General features: G+C 57.6%; 17 protein-coding genes. 11 read left to right on the top strand and 6 right to left on the bottom strand.

The features are described from left to right. The first annotated feature begins 31 nt into the window (after positions 1-31). Positions 32-1861, top strand: coding sequence for a DNA polymerase III subunit gamma/tau (locus IE113_RS03275; protein WP_189539010.1), 1830 nt, complete (start codon positions 32-34; stop codon positions 1859-1861). Next, positions 1858-2196, top strand: a complete 339-nt coding sequence (locus IE113_RS03270; RefSeq protein WP_189539009.1) for a YbaB/EbfC family nucleoid-associated protein — start codon at positions 1858-1860, stop codon at positions 2194-2196. Before IE113_RS03275 ends, IE113_RS03270 begins: the two co-directional genes overlap by 4 nt. 30 nt (positions 2197-2226) lie before the next feature. Here the strand turns inward: IE113_RS03270 and IE113_RS03265 are convergent, their stop codons facing one another. Further along, complete coding sequence (locus IE113_RS03265; protein ID WP_189539008.1) at positions 2227-3522, bottom strand: Xaa-Pro dipeptidase; 1296 nt, start codon at positions 3520-3522, stop codon at positions 2227-2229. A gap of 214 nt (positions 3523-3736) precedes the next feature. Here IE113_RS03265 and lon point away from each other — a divergent pair, with 214 nt between their 5' ends. The 7 genes from lon (at position 3737) to IE113_RS03230 (ending at position 13899) form a co-directional block, all read left to right on the top strand. After that, entirely contained in the window at positions 3737-6142 is a 2406-nt protein-coding gene (lon, locus tag IE113_RS03260; protein WP_189539007.1) for an endopeptidase La, read from the top strand. Between the two features lie 234 nt (positions 6143-6376). Further along, a complete protein-coding gene (locus tag IE113_RS03255; protein WP_189539006.1) occupies positions 6377-6649 on the top strand; it encodes an HU family DNA-binding protein in 273 nt (90 codons plus the stop codon). Between the two features lie 158 nt (positions 6650-6807). Further along, on the top strand, positions 6808-7086 hold the full coding sequence (locus IE113_RS03250) for a hypothetical protein (RefSeq protein ID WP_189539005.1): 279 nt from the start codon (positions 6808-6810) through the stop codon (positions 7084-7086). A gap of 92 nt (positions 7087-7178) precedes the next feature. Then, positions 7179-9905: a preprotein translocase subunit SecA gene (gene secA, locus IE113_RS03245; RefSeq protein ID WP_189539004.1), complete on the top strand. Its 2727-nt coding sequence runs from the start codon at positions 7179-7181 to the stop codon at positions 9903-9905. A 231-nt stretch (positions 9906-10136) separates the two neighbouring features. Beyond that, complete coding sequence (locus tag IE113_RS03240; protein ID WP_189539003.1) at positions 10137-11429, top strand: site-specific integrase; 1293 nt, start codon at positions 10137-10139, stop codon at positions 11427-11429. 209 nt (positions 11430-11638) lie between these two features. Next, a complete protein-coding gene (locus IE113_RS03235) occupies positions 11639-12481 on the top strand; it encodes a hypothetical protein (protein WP_189539002.1) in 843 nt (280 codons plus the stop codon). Between the two features lie 986 nt (positions 12482-13467). After that, a complete protein-coding gene (locus IE113_RS03230) occupies positions 13468-13899 on the top strand; it encodes a hypothetical protein (protein WP_189539001.1) in 432 nt (143 codons plus the stop codon). Between the two features lie 15 nt (positions 13900-13914). Here the strand turns inward: IE113_RS03230 and IE113_RS03225 are convergent, their stop codons facing one another. After that, the gene (locus IE113_RS03225) at positions 13915-14490 is read right to left on the bottom strand and encodes a tyrosine-type recombinase/integrase (protein ID WP_189539000.1); all 576 of its coding nucleotides are present in this window, start codon (positions 14488-14490) and stop codon (positions 13915-13917) included. Between the two features lie 230 nt (positions 14491-14720). Between IE113_RS03225 and IE113_RS03220 the strand changes: the two genes are divergently transcribed. Together IE113_RS03220 and IE113_RS03215 are read left to right on the top strand one after the other, a co-directional pair. Continuing rightward, the gene (locus IE113_RS03220; RefSeq protein WP_189538999.1) at positions 14721-15533 is read left to right on the top strand and encodes a restriction endonuclease; all 813 of its coding nucleotides are present in this window, start codon (positions 14721-14723) and stop codon (positions 15531-15533) included. Continuing rightward, positions 15530-15958, top strand: coding sequence for a hypothetical protein (locus IE113_RS03215; protein ID WP_189538998.1), 429 nt, complete (start codon positions 15530-15532; stop codon positions 15956-15958). Before IE113_RS03220 ends, IE113_RS03215 begins: the two co-directional genes overlap by 4 nt. Before the next feature lie 4 nt (positions 15959-15962). Here IE113_RS03215 and IE113_RS16505 read toward each other — a convergent pair whose 3' ends face one another. From IE113_RS16505 to IE113_RS16430, 4 genes are all read right to left on the bottom strand, one after another. Further along, positions 15963-16256, bottom strand: coding sequence for a DUF6626 family protein (locus tag IE113_RS16505; protein ID WP_505822660.1), 294 nt, complete (start codon positions 16254-16256; stop codon positions 15963-15965). A gap of 186 nt (positions 16257-16442) precedes the next feature. Next, positions 16443-17033, bottom strand: coding sequence for a hypothetical protein (locus IE113_RS03210; protein ID WP_189538997.1), 591 nt, complete (start codon positions 17031-17033; stop codon positions 16443-16445). 612 nt (positions 17034-17645) lie between these two features. Continuing rightward, complete coding sequence (locus IE113_RS03205) at positions 17646-18233, bottom strand: hypothetical protein (protein ID WP_189538996.1); 588 nt, start codon at positions 18231-18233, stop codon at positions 17646-17648. Positions 18234-18609: 376 nt separating this feature from the next. After that, the coding region (locus tag IE113_RS16430) for an SEC-C metal-binding domain-containing protein (protein WP_189539603.1) at positions 18610-18672 on the bottom strand (63 nt) is incomplete at its 5' end.

Genomic DNA, 18672 nt, shown 5'->3' with positions numbered 1-18672 from the left:
AATTTTCGCGCCAGCGCCTACCTAGGCAGCAATGGACGATTCACCCGACATTTTTGGCGACGAGCCCGACCGCGATGACGATTCGCCCACTGCGGCAGAGCTGGAGGCGGCTGGCCAGTCGGCCATGTTCGGCGATCTGTCGCCGCCGCCGGTAGCCACTCCCGCCCCGGCTCCCGCGCCGGTGGCGGCTGCAGCGGCAGCGCAGCCCTATCGCGTGCTGGCGCGCAAGTATCGTTCGCAGACTTTTGCCGAGCTGATCGGGCAGGACGCGATGGTCCAGACGCTGGCCAATGCGATCCGGCGCGACCGGCTGGCTCATGCCTTCCTGATGACCGGCATTCGCGGGGTGGGCAAGACCTCCACCGCGCGCCTGATCGCCAAGGCGCTGAACTGCGTCGGACCGGACGGGCAGGGCGGGCCGACCATCGACCCGTGCGGCCAGTGCGAACCCTGCGTGGCGATTGCCGAGGGGCGGCACATCGACGTGATCGAGATGGACGCCGCCAGCCACACCGGCGTCGACGACGTGCGCGAGATCATCGAGGCGGTGCGCTACGCCGCCGTATCCGCGCGCTACAAGATCTACATCATCGACGAAGTCCACATGCTGTCGCGCAACGCGTTCAACGCGCTGCTCAAGACGCTGGAGGAACCGCCCGCGCACGTGAAGTTCCTGTTCGCCACGACCGAGGTGGACAAGCTGCCGGTCACCGTGCTCAGCCGGTGCCAGCGGTTCGACCTGAAGCGCATTCCCGCCGCCCTGCTGGCCGAACACTTCGCCGGCATCTGCGTGAAGGAAGGCGTGACGGCAGAGCCGGAGGCGCTGAGCATGATCGCCGCCGCGGCCGAGGGATCGGTGCGCGATGGCCTCTCGATCCTCGATCAGGCGATTGCCCATGCCGACCTTGGCGGAGACGGCAAAGTCAGCGCGGATCAGGTGCGCGACATGCTGGGGCTGGCCGACAAGTCCGCCCAGCGGCGGATTTTCGCGGCGCTGCTGGCGGGTGACGGGGGCGGGCTGCTGGACCTGCTGGACCAGCAATACGCGCTGGGCGTCGATCCGATGGCGCTGCTGCGCGGCGCGCTGGAACTGACCCACCGGATCACCGTGGCCCAGCTGGGCAAGAGCGACGAGGCCGCGATTTCCGCCGAGGAACGCGCCGCGATCGAGGAATGGGCGGGCGGTCTGTCCGCCGGGCAGCTGCACCGGCTGTGGCAATTGCTGCTCAAAGGCCATGACGAGGTGAAGTCCGCGCCCGACCCGCTGGTGGCGGCGCGGATGGCCTTGCTGCGGGTGATGCACGCTGCCGACATGCCCGATCCCGGTACGCTGATGCGCAAGCTGGACGACATGGCCGCGCGCGGGGTGGTGGCGGTTTCGACTGGCGCGCCGGGCGGCGGTGGTGAAGGCGCGGCGCCGGTTGCGGCTGCGCCCGCCGCTGCGGGCGGGCCGGACCGGATGATGCAGGACTGGTCGGTGCTGGCCGACCGGGTCGACCAATCCGGGCAACTGCGGGTGGCGCAGGTCATGCGCGACTGGATCCGCGTGATCGCGCTGAAGCCGGGTGAGCTGATTTTCTCGGTCGCGCCGGGCTATCCGGCCGATCCCGCGCCCGAAATTCGCGATGCGCTGCTGCGCGCCACGGGTGAGCGCTGGCAGCTGACGCGCGGCGAGGGAGAGGCGCAGCCGACGCTGCGCGAGGCTGCCGAGGCCGAAAAGAACGCGGCCCGCGCGGCGATGATGAACCTGCCGCTGGTGCAGGCGACGCTCGCCGCGTTCCCGGATGCGGTGCAAGTTCAGGATACCGCCGAAGACCGCGATGCGCGCGGCGGTGGCAACAAGTGGAGAAACAGAGCGTGAAGTCGATGGAAGAGATGATCAAGGCCGCCCAGGCTGCCGCCGAGACCATCCAGAAGCAGATGACCGAAAGCCAGTCCAAGCTGGACGGGATCGAGGTTGAAGGCGCGGCCGGCGGCGGGCTGGTGAAGATCCGCTGCTCGGCCAAGGGCCGGATCATCGGCGTCGCCATCGACGACAGCCTGATGCAGCCGTCCGAAAAGGGCATTCTCGAAGACCTGATCGCCGCTGCCTTCAACGACGCGCGCGCTAAGGCCGATGAAGTGGCCGGTCAGGAAATGGCCCGCATGCAGTCCGGCATGGGCCTGCCGCCGGGGTTCAAGCTGCCGGGTATGTAAGTCTGGTGCGAGGGCGGTTGGCAGGCGCGCTCAGCGCACCTGCTGCCCGCCCTTGACCACCGCGCTGACCTGTTCGAGCAGCCGCACGTCCTTCAACGGATCGCCGTCTACCGCGACGATATCGGCATAACGGCCCGTGGCGATCTGGCCGACGTCCCCTTCCTGACCAAGCGCCTGCGCGGCGTTCAGCGTCGCGGCGCGGATCGCGTCGAGCGGGGTCATCCCGTATTCCACCATCGTCGCGAACTGGCGGCCAACCTGCCCGTGCGGCATCACCCCCGCATCCGAGGCGAACACCATCCGCACCCCGGCCTTGTAGGCCTTGCGGAAATTGTCGCGCTGGGCCTGCGCGATTTCGCGGTCCTTGCGCAGGTTATCCTCCAGCACGCCGTTCTTCTTGCCTTCGGACTGGGTGTATTCGGTGTTGTAGATATCCATCGCCAGCCACACTGGCTGCTTGCGCGCGAGCGCCAGCTTGATCCCCTCGTCATCGATCAGGCTGGCGTGTTCGATGGTGTCGATCCCGGCGCGGATCGCGGCGTTGATCCCGCTGGCGCCGTGGGCATGGGCGGCAACGCGCAGGCCCCACATATGCGCCTCATCGGCAATCGCGCGCAGTTCCGGCTCGGTCACTTGCTGCTGGCCGACGGCGGTGTTGTGCGAAAAGACGCCGCCCGTGGCGCAGACCTTGATCACGGTCGCGCCATACTTGCGCTGACGGCGCACCTGATAGCGCAGCTCGTCCAGCGAATCCCCCACGCCTTCCATCTTGCCGGGTCGTTCCATCGACGGGGGCAGGCCGGTCTCGTCACAGTGCCCGCCGGTTGCCCCCAGGGCATAGCCCGCGCCAACAATGCGCGGCCCGGTGACATAGCCGTGCGCGATTGCCTGGGCGAGACCGATGTCGTTGCGGTCCTTCGACCCGACGTTGCGCACGGTCGTGAACCCTGCGTTCAGCATCGCCTGTCCGTTGGTAACGGCCGTCATGGCAAAGAAGCTGTCAGTAAACTCCAGCCCGCGAAAGCCGCCGATGTCGGCGGGGGAGTCGAGGTGGACGTGCATGTCGATCAGTCCCGGCAGCAGCGTCTTGCCGGGCAGGTCGATGCGCCTGACGTCGGCGGAGAGGCGGATGGTGCGGGCATCGGCGATCTGGGTGATCCGCCCGTCCTTGTCGACGAGGATGGCCGGATGATCGACATAGCGCCCGGTGGCGACATCGAGATAGCGTTCAGCCGTGATGACGGTCGGCTGGTCGGCCGTTTCCGCGCTGGCGGGAACGGCCAGTGCCAGCAGGCCAAGCGTGGCGGCAAGGGTGACGGGCTTCATCGGGCAACCTTTCGAAACGGATTTGCCCTTTGCTTAGGCTAAAGGCCGTCTGGCGCAATGGGGCAGGCACAGGACATGCCACCCATCCACAACGATGCGCCCGCATCCCATTGCACGCGGGGCAGGGGACCCCCATATCCCCAGTCAAAGCCGGGATTCACCCGGAACGCCTATGATCGCGGCGTCATTCGCGCGCTGCACTGGATGGATTGATATGACTACGCTGCTCCCCCTCCTGCCGCTGCGCGACATTGTCGTGTTCCCCGGCATGGTCGTGCCCCTGTTCGTGGGGCGTGAAAAATCGGTCGCCGCGCTGGAAGCGGCAATGGCGGGCGACAAGGATATTTTCCTGCTCGCCCAACTGGACCCCGGCTGTGACGATCCGGATCGCGATGACCTCTACGATGTCGGCGTGATTGCAGCGGTGCTGCAGCTGCTGAAGCTGCCGGACGGCACTGTGCGCGTACTGGTGGAGGCGAAGCAGCGCGCCCGGCTGGAAGCCGTGCGGCTGGAGCATGCCGCAACCGGCGACATGGCGGTCGCGCAAGTGCAGCGGCTGGACCCGGTGACGGTGTCGGGCACCGAAGTGTCGGGCATGATGCGCAGTGTCGTCGACACGTTTGGCGAATATGCCAAGCTCAACAAGAAGCTGCCGCAGGACGCGGGCGAGAACCTGGGCGAAATCGTCGATGCCGGCCAGCTGGCCGACAGCGTCGCCGCGCACATCCAGGCCAAGGTCTCGGACAAGCAGGCCATGCTGGCCGAAGCCGATCCACTGAAGCGGCTGGAAATGGCCCATTCCATCATGGAAGGCGAACTGGGCGTGCTCCAGGTCGAGCGCCGCATCCGGGGGCGCGTGAAGCGCCAGATGGAAAAGACCCAGCGCGAATACTACCTCAACGAACAGCTCAAGGCGATCCAGTCGGAGCTGGGCGGCGATGGCGAGGAAGCCAACGAGATCGCCGAACTGCAGGAGAAGATCGACAAGCTGAAGCTGTCGAAGGAAGCCCGCGCCAAGGCCAATGCCGAGCTCAAGAAGCTGAAGTCGATGCAGCCGATGAGCGCGGAAGCGACTGTCATTCGCAACTACCTCGACGTCCTGCTGGGCCTGCCGTGGGGCAAGCGCAGCAAGTTGAAGAAGGATATCCACGCGGCGCAGGCCGTGCTGGATGCCGATCACTACGCGCTCGACAAGGTCAAGGACCGGATCGTCGAATACCTCGCCGTGCAGGCCCGCACCAACAAGCTGAAGGGGCCGATCCTGTGCCTCGTCGGCCCGCCGGGCGTGGGCAAGACCTCGCTGGGCAAGTCGATTGCCAAGGCGACCGGGCGCGAATTCATCCGGCAGTCGCTGGGCGGCGTGCGCGACGAAGCCGAAATTCGCGGTCACCGCCGCACTTATATCGGCTCGCTGCCGGGCAAGATCATCTCCAACCTGAAAAAGGCCGGGACCAGCAATCCGCTGTTCCTGCTGGATGAGATCGACAAGCTGGGTCAGGACTTCCGGGGCGATCCGGCTTCGGCGCTGCTCGAAGTGCTCGATCCGGAACAGAACGCCAAGTTCCAGGATCACTATCTGGAACTGGATTACGACCTGTCGGACGTGATGTTCGTCTGCACGGCCAACAGCCTCAACCTGCCGCAGCCGCTGCTGGACCGGATGGAGATCATCCGGCTGGAAGGCTATACCGAGGACGAGAAGGTCGAGATCGCCGAACGCCACCTGATCGCCAAGCAGGTGCAGGCGCACGGCCTCAAGGCAGGCGAGTTCACGCTGCAAAGCGACGCGCTGCGCGACCTGATCCGCTATTACACCCGCGAAGCCGGGGTGCGCACGCTGGAGCGGGAAATCGCCCGGCTGGCGCGCAAGAGCCTGCGCCAGATCCTGGAGGGCAAGGCCACGGCGGTTACCATCACGCCGGAAAACCTCGGCGACTTCGCGGGCGTGCGCAAGTATCGCCATGGCGTGTCGGAGGACGAGCATCAGGTCGGCGCGGTCACCGGGCTGGCCTGGACCGAGGTGGGCGGCGAACTGCTTACCATTGAAAGCGTCACCGTTCCCGGCAAGGGCATGGTCAAGACCACGGGCAAGCTGGGCGAGGTGATGAACGAAAGCGTGCAGGCGGCCTTCAGCTTTGTGCGCGCCCGTTCGCCCGCCTATGGCATCAAGCCGTCGCTGATCCAGAAGAAGGACATCCACATCCATCTGCCCGAAGGCGCGGTGCCCAAGGACGGGCCGAGCGCGGGCGTGGGCATGGTGACGTCGATTGTTTCCACCCTGACCGGAATTGCCGTGCGCAAGGACGTGGCGATGACTGGTGAGGTCACGCTGCGCGGGCGCGTGCTGGCGATTGGCGGGCTGAAGGAAAAGCTGCTCGCCGCGCTGCGCGGGGGGATCAAGACGGTGCTGATTCCGGAAGAGAACCGCAAGGACCTGGTCGAGATCCCGACCAACATCCGCGAGGGGCTGGAAATCATCCCCGTCAGCCACGTTGACGAGGTGCTGGAACGCGCGCTGGTGACCATGCCGGAGCCGATTTCCTGGACCGAGGAAGATGACCTGGCCAGCCAGCCGGGCAACGGCCAGACCCCGGTGGGGACCACCGCAACCGCGCACTGATTCATGCTGCATCGCAGCGATTTCGGGGTCCGCCCGATTCGCTGCGATGCAGCAACGCGCAGCTTGCCCGATACAATCGCTCGCTTTGTCGAAAATGGCGGAAAAAGCCCCGGAACAAGGGGGTTCTTCGGCGCTTTGGCTTTGACAGGTTCAGGAAAAGCCGCTCAATTCCGCCCCATGTTTTGAGGCGATTCAAAGCACCAACGGATTTGCGAAAGGTAGGGGGTTTCCAGAATGAACAAGAACGAACTGATCGGGGCCGTGGCAGAATCGAGCGGGCTGTCCAAGGCGGACGCGACCAAGGCGGTCGAAGGCGTGTTCGATGCGATTACCGGTGCGCTCAAGTCTGGTGATGAAGTTCGCCTCGTCGGCTTCGGCACGTTCTCGGTCGCCAAGCGCAAGGCGTCGACCGGGCGCAACCCGCGCACTGGCGAACCGATGAAGATCAAGGCTTCGTCGCAGCCGAAGTTCAAGGCCGGCAAGGGCCTGAAGGACGCCGTCAACTAAGCCCTGCGGCAGCCGCTTCGCCTCGCGGCTATGCCAAGTGAATGCCGCGCTTGCCCCAGGGCAGGCGCGGCGTTTGCGTTATGGTGGCGCGCACTTCGCGTCCGGCGGTGCTTTGCAGGGTGGACGCGCGCGCTGGCGCACCCTATATCCCGCTGGCAATGAACCGCATTCTGCTTGCCTTGCTGGCCCTGCTGACGGGCATGATGACGCAAGTCACGCCCGCGCAGGCGCGGATGGGCGGCGGTTCCGATACGGAAATCGGTGCAGTGGAAACTGTGCGCGGCGCAGCCCGCCCGGCCGCTGCCGCGACCCAGGCGATTGCCGCGCCATTGGCCCGGCAGGAAAAGCGCGACCGCGAAGCGACCCGCGTTCGCCCGGCCCGCAGCCGCATTTTCATTCCTTCTGTCCTGTTCGGGCCTGACCGCGCGCTGGAATAGCGCGACCGCCGTCTCTGCCCTGTATCGGCCGTGCCGGGTGCGCTGCGCCCGCGCGGCGCATCCCCATACCTTCCAGTTTCAGGAACCTGCTTATGTTCGGCGCCATCGCCAAGGCCATTTTCGGCTCGTCCAATGATCGTTACGTCAAATCGCTCGACAAGATCGTCAAGCAGATCGCGGCCTTCGAAGGCCCGATCGAGGCACTGAGCGATGCGGAGCTGACCGCCCAGACCCAGAAGTTCCGCGACCAGCTGGAAGCGGGCAAGACCCTGGACGACATCCTGCCAGAAGCTTTCGCCACCGTGCGCGAGGCGGGCAAGCGCGTGCTGGGGATGCGCCACTTCGACGTGCAGATGATCGGCGGCATCGTGCTGCACCGGGGCGAAATCGCCGAAATGCGCACGGGCGAGGGCAAGACGCTGGTGGCAACGCTGGCGGTCTATCTCAACGCGATCGAGGGCAAGGGCGTCCATGTCGTCACGGTCAACGATTACCTCGCCCGCCGCGACGCGGAATGGATGGGGCAGATCTACCGCTTCCTGGGCCTGAGCGTGGGCGTGATCGTGCCGAACATGCCCGAGCATGAGCGCCGCGCCGCCTATGACGCGGACATCACCTATGCCACCAACAATGAGCTGGGCTTTGACTACCTGCGCGACAACATGAAGCGCGAGCGTGGCGAAATGGTGCAGCGCCCGTTCAATTTCGCCATCGTCGACGAAGTGGACTCGATCCTGATCGACGAGGCGCGTACGCCGCTGATCATTTCAGGGCCGACCGATGACAAGTCGGACCTCTACATCTCGGTCAACGCCATCGTGCAGCAGCTGACGGCCGAGGATTACGAGGCCGACGAAAAGACCAAGAACATCACCCTGACCGAAGACGGCGTTGAGAAGGCCGAGCGCCTGCTGGAAGAAGCCGGCCTGCTGGTCGGCAGCAACCTCTACGATATCGAGAACACCCAGGTCGTCCATCACCTTGACCAGGCGCTCAAGGCCAATGTGATGTTCAAGCGGGACATCGATTACATCGTGAAGGACGGCAAGGTCGTCATCATCGACGAATTTACCGGCCGCATGATGGACGGGCGGCGCTGGTCGAACGGGCTCCACCAGGCGGTGGAGGCCAAGGAAGGCCAGAAGATCGAGCCGGAGAACCAGACGCTCGCCTCGATCACGTTCCAGAACTATTTCCGCATGTATCCCAAGCTGGCCGGGATGACCGGCACCGCGGCGACCGAAGCGGCGGAATTCTACGACATCTACAAGATGAACGTGGTGACCATCCCCACCAACATCCCGGTCAAGCGCGTGGACGAGGAGGACGAGTTCTACAAGAACACGACCGACAAGTTCCAGGCGATTGCCAAGCTGATCCGCGAAAAGAGCGAGATCGGCCAGCCGGTGCTGGTGGGCACGGTGTCCATCGAAAAGTCGGAGCTGCTGTCGGACTACCTGAAGAAGGAAGGGGTCAAGCACGCGGTGCTGAATGCCCGCTTCCACGAGATGGAAGCCCACATCGTGGCGCAGGCCGGGCGACTGGGGGCAGTGACCATCGCCACCAACATGGCCGGTCGCGGCACTGACATCCAGCTGGGCGGCAACGTCGAATTCCGGGTCGAGGCGGAACTGGCCGATATGCCCGAGGGGCCGGAGCGCGAGGCCGCGATCGCGAAGATCAAGGCCGAAGTGGCCGCCGAAAAGGAACAGGTGCTGGCCGCCGGCGGCCTGTGCGTGATCGGGACCGAGCGCCACGAAAGCCGCCGCATCGACAACCAGCTGCGCGGCCGCTCGGGCCGTCAAGGCGACCCCGGCCTGTCGAAGTTCTACCTCTGCCTAGAGGATGACCTGCTGCGCATCTTTGGGCCGGACACGCTGTTCGCCCGCATGATGAACAGCAACCTGGCCGATGGCGAGGCGATCGGATCGAAGTGGCTGTCGAAGGCGATCGAAACCGCGCAGAAGAAGGTCGAGGCGCGCAACTATGACGTGCGCAAGCAGGTGGTCGAATACGACAACGTGATGAACGACCAGCGCAAGGTCATCTACGAGCAGCGCGCCGACATCATGGATGCCGAAGCGATCGACGACGTCGTGCTCGACATGCGCCATGACACCGTCAACACGCTGGTCGGAGAAGCCTGCCCGCCGGGCTCCTATCCGGAACAGTGGGACATCGCCGGGCTGCGCCAGCGCGTGCTGGAAACGACTGGCGTCGACGCTCCGATCCAGGACTGGCTGGAGCAGGACGGGATCGAGCCGGAGGAAATCGAACAGCGCATCGCCGCCCTGGTGGACGACAAGATGGCGGCCAAGATCGGCGAGGATGCTTCGATCTGGCGGCAGGTCGAAAAGCAGGTGCTGCTGGAGCGGCTGGACCACTACTGGAAGGAGCATCTCGCCACGCTCGACGCGCTGCGCCAGGTGGTGTTCCTGCGCGCCTATGCCCAGAAGACGCCGCTCAACGAATACAAGCAGGAAGCGTTCGGGCTGTTCGAGAAGATGCTCGATGCGATCCGCGAGGACGTGACGCGGGTGCTGTGCAACAGCGAGTTGCGCATGCCTGAGCCGGTGCAACTGCCGGATCTGCCGGACTTCCTGACCACGCACATCGATCCCTTCACCGGCGAAAACGACGCGGGCCGTCTGCCGGGCGCGGAAGCCATGATGGGCGCGCTGGGCGGCGGTGCGGCAGCGGCGTCCTTGCCGGCACAGGGCGAGGGCGATCCCTATGCGCACCTTGGCCTGTCGCGCAATGCGCCGTGCCCGTGCGGTTCCGGCGAGAAGTACAAGCACTGCCATGGCGCCTTTAAATAATTGAAAAATAACGTATAATTGAACGTTTTTGACCTAAAGCAGCGCGTTAGTAATGGCTAGCGCGCTGTTTTCGTATGTCTGCCAGTTTGGCAGTTGTTAGACAGATGTTGCTACGTTTTAGACAAACTGTGTGATTTTTATCTGTCTATAATACTTACTTAGACAAGAAAAAGTGATCTAAAACAACACTTTATTCTTGCGTTTGTGTTAATTTTGTGGTATTATTACCACATGTTGAAACAAAGTTACACCTACAGCAACGAAGAGCGTTTGCTTGACGGCAAGGTGCAGCTTCAGCTTCGCAACAGCATTTTCTATGCGCGCATTTACAGAGGAGAAGGAACGCGCGGCTACGTATGGAAGAGCATGAAAACACGCGATATTGAAGTTGCACGCCAGAAGGCAATGCAGTTCGCAGCTGAAACCGATTACAAAAAAGCCAACAACATTCCGCTAGTTAGCCCAACATTCAGCCGCGTGCTGAACGAATATGTGGCTATGCGGCAAGCGCAGTATGAGCGCGGCAACTACGTCCGGGGCAAGCGCAAAGCTGCCGGACAACAGACCAGTGAGCACAATCTTCGTCAGATCAAACGCAAAGCCCGGTTCTGGCACGAGTATATGGGCAGCACGCAGATGCATAAGATCACCAATGCGCTGCTGCGGGATTATGTGGATTGGCGACGCGACTATTATCATCGTATGCCTGCTGATCAGCGTCCGCGTAACCATAAGCTCAACCCAGCAGACAAGACCTTGCAGGACGAAACGGTGTTCGCGCTGTCAGTGCTGAAATGGGCAGCGGAACGGGGCTACGTCAGCGAGAGCAAAAAGCTGGATATTTATTTCAAAGCTGATCGCACCACAGCACGTCCACACTTCACCCAAGCCGATTTCGCCAAGCTTGTCGAAACGCTGCAAAAGCGCATTTCAGCAGCCACTGCCAAGCAACGCTACATGCGGGAAATGCTTTTGGATTACGTGCTGGTGCTGCATCAAAGCGGGGTGCGCGTTGGGGAGTTGAACAACTTGCGCGAAACGGATTTGACAGAGTTTCGGGACAAGTTGGGTAGACGCAACTACAGGCTCGCTGTTGATGGTAAGACTGGCAAGCGGGACGTGATTTTAACAGCTGCTGCTGCGCCTGTGATTGATCGAGTGCTGCAACGAAACGCTGCCATGCGAGAGCAATGGGCTGCGACTGCACAGACAGCCAAAAAACAAACAAATCGTAAGCAGGCCGTGCATGGAAACTGGCTGTTTAGGATGGCCGATGGCAACAAGATCATCTCTCTTGTCGATCAGTTTGCGGCTGTGCTGAATGAGGCAGGCATGAAGCAGAACGCGGCTGGCGCGCATTACACGTTGTACAGCTTGCGGCACACATATGCGGTCGAGAAGCTTTGCGGTGGGTTGGGCGTTTACGATCTGGCTAAAAACATGGGCTGCACGGTAGCAATTATCGAAAGCTACTACGGCAAGCACGCCACCTCAGTTGAGCTGGCGACGGCTTTGGGTGGATAAGCATTGGTAGTGGAAAGACAGAAAAAAATGTGCAGTTTTTCCACTTCCCAACAAGATCCGCCCTATGGTACGATCATTTCTAATGGAACGAATAAGCAATTGAAAAAATTGCGCTTTAAATCCCGGTATTTTATGAAAATAATTACTAAAAATAAATGAGAATTTCATAAAATAATAAACTAAACATCAAAATTAAAATGGATTTTTTTATGGAAGAAAATTATTTTAAAATCTGCCCATATTGCTCAGAGGAAATTAAATTAAACGCTATAAAATGTAAGCACTGCGGATCTGATTTAGATGAAAATGAAAACTTAAATTATCATAATGGTCAATTAAATAGCAAAAAAAATATTTTCACAAGAATCGTAGCATTTATTTTTATTGCTATAGCTTTATTTTTGGTTTGGCAAATTCGGTCTTGCTCTGTCGAACAAACTCGCCGGGAGCGGGAAATTGCTCTGAAGGCAGAAAAGATTAAACGCGCTGCAGAAGCAGATTTCAAACTTGCACCGAGTGATCAAAAGGCGTTTCTAAGAATATTTGATAAATATAATGAAAAGGCACAAGGCGTTTCGGATAGAATGGCCCTAAATGCACTCCGACTAGAGGGTCGAGACCAAATTTACGCCTTATTTGGGCCGAAGAAATTGGCGTCAACGCGTCCAACCGGTGTGCCGAGCCTCACTGTAGAAGAGGCTTTCAAAAACCGTAATTTAAAGGATTTGATCAGCACGATTAACTCGAATCAAAGTATGAATAATAATATAGCTGTGGGAATAGGTCTGAATAATTGGGTGGGGACAATAAAGGAAAAATTTGAAAACTCTGTCCATATATACATAGATCCTGATAATAAGATTACGATTCAGACAAGATACTTTGATCCCAGAGACAGAAAAATTTCCTCATTAGTGAATATGAAGCAAGGTCAAAGGGTAAGATTTTCGGGAATAGATCAGATGTATGAACATTATTACTTTTTTTCCGACTCTAACGGTCTTGAGAATATCACGTCGAATGTTGTGCTAACCGAAATAAAACCGTTTTAAGCACCCGTCACTAATTCCACCGCTTTGCGTAGTTTGCTGTCGTTGATGTCGATATAGCGTTGGGTGGTGGACAGGTGCTTGTGGCGAGCATGGGCGACACATTGCAGATCATCGAAAGCTACTACGGCAAGCACGCCACCTCAGTTGAGCTGGCGACGGCTTTGGATGGATGAGTTGGTAGAGCGCAGCAGACAGCGCAGAAATGTGCAGTTTTCCGCCATCTAACTAGCGCCATCGTCTTGTGCTGCTTATGATTTCCATGGCGTGCAAGTTCGCATGGGCTTGCGCGATTGCATGCGCAATGGGTTGGGCGGTCAACGGAAGCTTTCAAATTTGATGAGAATCATTTGATGGCCGTGTGCCAAGGAGTTAGACTGCCAATCAAGCAGAGGACGAAGTTGCGCTTATTGTTACTTCTAGGATTGAGTCAAAAAAATGGCGGTCACCACATCAATAAAAGTTCTTTCTCTGCCACCTAAATTGTTTACCCGTTATATTTGTTTTTGAGTTCTTGAGCTATAACGTTAAACGCTTTTATGCTGTTTTTGATATGACCAAAATGTGTAATAGAGAGGAGAGGATAAAAAATATATCTGCGCTAGCAATTGTTTGCTCGCCATTATCCGTAGGTTTTTTAATTTATATTTTGTTTAGGCCTGATAGTGTATTTATTAATATTGCTTTTGAGTTTATAAATCCAACATTTTACAATAAAATAAGAGAGACGGCTAACCTGCAATATAATGAGGGTAGCTTTATTTATTGGATTGTTTACAGCGGCCCAATGATGATGTGGTGCTTTAGCTTCATTTTTTCAGTTATTTGGGTGAATAATTTCGAATTAAAATCATTATTTTCAAAATTAAATTTTTACCTTTGTATCATTTTTTGCCTATTTCTAGAATTGGGTCAGATTTATATTTTGCCAGGAATTTTTGATATATATGATATGATATCCATATCATTTGGCTTGGCGGGGGGTATTTATGTTTCAGAATTATTTAAAGATAAATTCTGCAGAAAATAAAAAATTCGCAAAAGCGGCGGTGTTTTTTCCGTTTTTGATATTTGCTGCCGCTTCAGCAGAAAGTCCGAAAGAGGCCGAAAAAAAAGACCCTGCTGTGGAAAACGCCCCCGCTGCAGATGCGCGACGGCGTGATGAAATCGACTCACATCCAAAAAAATCGAGTGAGAAATCTGTTGTCACGAGAGATGATGAAACGGATAGTCTTGGAACAACTAGGCGCGCATGGAAGAGAAGATGCACGAACTTTGTTCGAGCAAAAAATGAATGTGCTGTTAGTGACCGTTTGAGAAGCTGCATCGAGACGAAAATGGGCGAAATTGAGACCGGCTTGGCAGCTACTTTCTGCGAAGGTAGCGAACCAGGCTGGATGGTTGAATTTGAAAAGAAGTAATTAAGTTTTATAATTCTAAATCAGCTCCACCGCTTTGCGTAGTTTGCTGTCGTTGATGTCGATATAGCGTTGGGTGGTGGACAGGTGCTTGTGGCGAGCAAGGGCTTGGACGACACGTGCGTTCACGCCCTTGTCCGCCAATTCCGTTACAAACTGCCTGCGTCCGCTATGACTGCTTGCGCCGTGTATACCAGCCAGCTTGTACAGCCGTGCAAACATGTTCACCACCGTCTGCGCTGTAAAGCCTGCGCCTTTGCCGCTGAACAGCAAGGGTGCGTTGGGCTGGGCAAGCTGCTTGGGGTAGGCAGCTGCATAACGCTGTAGCTGTGTGCGCAGTTTCTTGTTCACCAGCACCGTCGCTGTTTCGCTGCCCTTGGTCTGCGCTGCTGCCAGATAGATTGTGTCGCGTGCCTTGCCTTGCTCGTCGAAAATGTCGCCAATGCGCAGTGCTGCCATTTCGCAAGCACGCAGCCCAGCGTAGAAACTGAGCGCGACGGCAGTGTGGTTGCGTGTGCTGTAGCGCAAGCTGTCGATCACGGCAGCAAGCCGCTTCTGCTCTGCGTCGTTCAGCAGCTTGGCTTGTTTGGCCATTTTCGCCCCGAATGTGCTGTTTTACTATTAGACAGCATATTTTCACACATTTTGTAGAGCAACCGAATTGTCTGGTTTTGCTAACGTCTTGGTGTTGCGTGGGTTTTGGGAGAAATATTATAGATTGTGTGTTCTATAACATTCTCGGCATGGCGCTGGCTTTGGGCTGGATTGCACGATTTTTCGCTGTTAGCCTGTCCGCCAATCAAATCCTGAAATGAGCAGCTTACATGTCCGCACTTGATCGTCTTCTTGCCTCCTATCGTGATGCTGCTGTGACAGAGAGGGAGAAGGGGACGTACTTTGAGCGGCTTGCAGTGGCGTACTTGCGCAATGACCCTGTGCAGACGCAGGAGTTTAGCCAAGTCTGGTCGTATGCCGACTGGGCAAAGGAACGCGGCGTTGATGGGCGCGACACAGGCATAGACTTGGTAGCAAAGCTGCGCAGCGAGGATGGCTTTGCTGCTATTCAGTGCAAGTTCTTCTCAGCCAAGCACGCTATCCAGAAAAAGGACATCGACAGCTTCCTGTCTGCGTCATCCAAGCCGCCATTCCAGCGCCGCGTGTTCATCGACACAACAGAGGTAGATTGGAGCGGCAACGCAGAGGACACGATACGCGACCAGCACATTCCCGTAATTCGCATTGGCCTTGAGGCATTGCGGGAAAGCGCGATTGACTGGGCAGCGTTTGAAGCAACTGCCGAAATCAAGCTGCAACCCAAAAAGTCGCTGCTTGAGCACCAGAAGCAGGCTCTTGAAGCTGTCGAGCAGGGCTTTGCTGTGCATGATCGCGGCAAGCTGCTCATGGCTTGTGGCACGGGCAAGACTTACACGGCTTTGAAGATCGCAGAGCACTACGCAGGCAAGGGTAAGCGTGTGCTGTTTGTCGTGCCATCGCTTGCCCTCATTGCCCAAACTGTGCGCGAGTGGACGAAAGACACGGATATGCGCACTACGAACAGGAATGGGCTGCACAAAAGGAGTTGCGTGACGAGCTACGCGATAAACCTGCTGAGATCGTCGAATACGAAAGCCGCTTGAAGCGTGCAAACTTCACCTACAACCGCGCCGACCGTTACAGCCAGCAAGGCAAGCATGCGACGGCGAGGAAGCTGATGGCACAGGCGGAAAAGGAATACGAAGGGCTGCTTGAACGCCTTGAGGAAATCACGGCTGCCGATCCCGGATTGTGTGTGTGGTTCGATAGGGACACAGCAGGGGGCTTACAGAGCATGAATGCGCCCGATCCTGACAGCGTTCCACAGGTCGTCACAAGCAAAAGTCGCCTCAATAAAACGCCGGGCGGCGGCATCTTGCAGGGTAAGTTGGACAAGCGAGACGTGAAGATCATGGCAATCGAGAACGAGCTTGCCGGGATCAAATTGGCCAAAGCGAAAGCAAAGGGAAAAGCTCCCAAGCTGCGCTCGGTCGAGAATTTGTTGAAGGCTGTGAGGGACGGCGATTGACGGATTAGCAGAGCACGTCAGCAACAAAGTGGCGTTCGTTCAAGTGCTGCAATAGCTGTCGTTCTGCCAATGCCAATGCCACGTGCTGCTCACCATTCAACGCTAGGCCACGCTGTCGTTGCAAGCGTATGGAGCGTAGGCATTGGATGGCAGCTGCTGCGCTAAAATCACGTCCTGTGTGACGCTGCCATGCAAACCAGTTTGGGCTTTTTGCTACATAGTCTCGGCTGAACGCCTCGCATGTCGTTGTCAGCTCTGCTTCTTTCAGTATGTGATAGGTGTTTTCAAGCAATGTCATACACTTATTTACATTCGGTCACGCTTTCCTAAGCGTCGTTTGTGTTTGAAAGTGTGCTGTCTATCTGTTCGAAGCTTTTTGAACTATTTTCGATATAACAAGGACATGCGCTGAATTTTCATAGTCAGCGCATTTTCACCCATTTCAAACCAAACGATCCAGTCGTCGCAGCATCGCTGCAAGACGCTACCCGTGCCGTCGCTTGTATCGTTCCTCTGCTGCCGCAATGTGCTTGGGCAGGCTTTTATGAGCATCTGCTAGCCAATGTGGCTGTGCTGCTGCCAATAGGCGCTGCCGTGCTTCAAGGCTGGCAAGTGTGCCGGGTTGGCTAAGGTGTGACAGCTTGAGATTGAGCGTGTCGCTGTCCAGTTTCCATTCCTCGCGCAATCCATAGTTCGCAGCCGCGCCGGTGCAGATGATTGGCGTAATTTCATTCATGCTGGGCGGTGCTGCATGCGTGAACATTGAACGCCACAGCGCATTCATGGCGACGCAGCCGAACTTTGGATCGACAGGCAGCTTGGCTAAGAAATGACTGTGTGCGTCGTCCCCGTTCGCGCCATAGTGCTCGAACACGGCTCGTTCGATGCGATTGCCAGTCTGGCCATATGTCAGCCGATCACACTTGTTCCAGAATTTGCTCCATGACCTTCGCGCTTGGTCTGGGTGCACGTGGTTGCGGTTGGGCGCGAATTTGATCGTCCCAAACACGTTCCAGTCATGTTCTGTGATCCAATCGACCCAAGCTGCACTGTTTTTTGCTGTCAGCCACGTCATAGCTGCGTTCTCCTTCGCAGCTATTTATCCTTGGCAGGCAAAGGCAGTTGAAAACGGGTCGGGGTTGGCAAAATCAGGTCAGATTTCGATTATAACACATTATATTCGCGAGGTATTGTGTCAGCCGAAAAGGCGTCGGCTAGGTCAAAAAAATTGCGCTGCAATTTTCACGCGATGCGTAGAACCGTGGCCGCACTGATGCTGTCTAACTCGGCCTGATAAATATGTGCATGAACAACGAAGCAGTCAGGGACATACGCAGGATATTGAACGTGGTGCTGGCATTGGAGGCGGCGTTTAAGGCGTCGCAGCGTCAGCAGCCACCAAAGCCGATCGTGCCAGCCCGCAAACCCACCAAGCCAAAGCCCATCAAGCTTATCAAAGCCATCAAGCCAGTCGGTCCACAGCCACCGCGCTTGAGATAATTTGGTGCCGAAACCGCTGGTTTTCGCACCTTTCGCGTGCGCTTTTTCGCTGTCTGCATTCGGCCTGGGCTTGCGGCTGACAGGCTATGCACGAAATCTAAGCGTCATACAGCGCCCGCTGCTTGTGCTCGCTACCCAAGCCAGCGCAAGCCCTGTGCGGGCGCTGTAGGAGTGGTTTTAGCGCGGATTAGGCGGCGTGCTTGCAGCGAGTGACAAGCTCAGACACGTTAATGTACTGCGTCCAAATGTCCTTCTTGTGCAGCCAGTTGTCCAGCTTCACAGCTTCGCTGCACACCCACCACTTTTCCACATTGTCGCCTGCATCGAATGCGGTTTCCTCAAGCACGTCGATGTAGCGCCGTGCCTGCTTGCCCTTCTTCGCGATCGCACGCTTGCGCATTTCAGGCCACGGCATTGCGCCGATTTCGTCAGCGTAGAAGGTGAAGCCGTAAGTGCTCACGTTCGAGCAATGTGCATGATTTTCTTCCGTCAGCCACACATAGCGCCCGATCTTCTTGTACAGTGGTTTCATAAACGCCCAGTACTCGCGCATGGTCCGCAATTTCTCCGGACTGCAATCGTCAGGCGTCTGCTTGACGATGTTTTCAATTTCAGTGCCTTCAAGCGTGATGCAAAAATCATGCAGGATGAGTGGCACGTTTTCGAGTTTGGTGAAGTGCGTGATGATGGGGCGGTTTAGGCAATTGATAATGTTCATATAATGTACGTCCTTGTGTTCGAGTTCACTGTCGGAAAGTGACAGCACGAACGTCATGACGGATTTTTTGATGCCATTGTCTGCGCCCCAAAAACTTACTTAAATGGCGTCAAACTGGGCGCACAAAAAAAGCTGCGCGAGGCAGCGGCAAGGGGTGTGTGGAGAGTGGGCAGCAAAACAGTGCTAAGCCTCAACGCCTAGCACTGCCTGCTGTCACAGCGTTACGTTATGCGCATTCAACAACGTATTCTGCGTTCACTTTCATGTAGTAGTGCACGTTTTGCCCTTGCTCGTCCGTGTGCCTGTCCACTGTAAACACAGCACTCACAGTCTCGCAGCACTCGCATTGCTCGTACCCACAAAACTCATCTTCTTCAAAGTGCACGCCAAAAAACAGCGGTAAGCGCCGACGGAAGGCGGCGTTGACGCGGCGTCAGGCTGCTGCGCAGCAGCGCTTGTACTTCTTGCCTGAGCCGCATGGGCATTGCTCGTTGCG

Source organism: Novosphingobium arvoryzae (genome assembly GCF_014652615.1).
Lineage (GTDB): Bacteria > Pseudomonadota > Alphaproteobacteria > Sphingomonadales > Sphingomonadaceae > Novosphingobium > Novosphingobium arvoryzae.
Note: the sequence above shows the minus strand (reverse complement) of the source record. Positions and strands in the feature narration are given on the sequence as shown.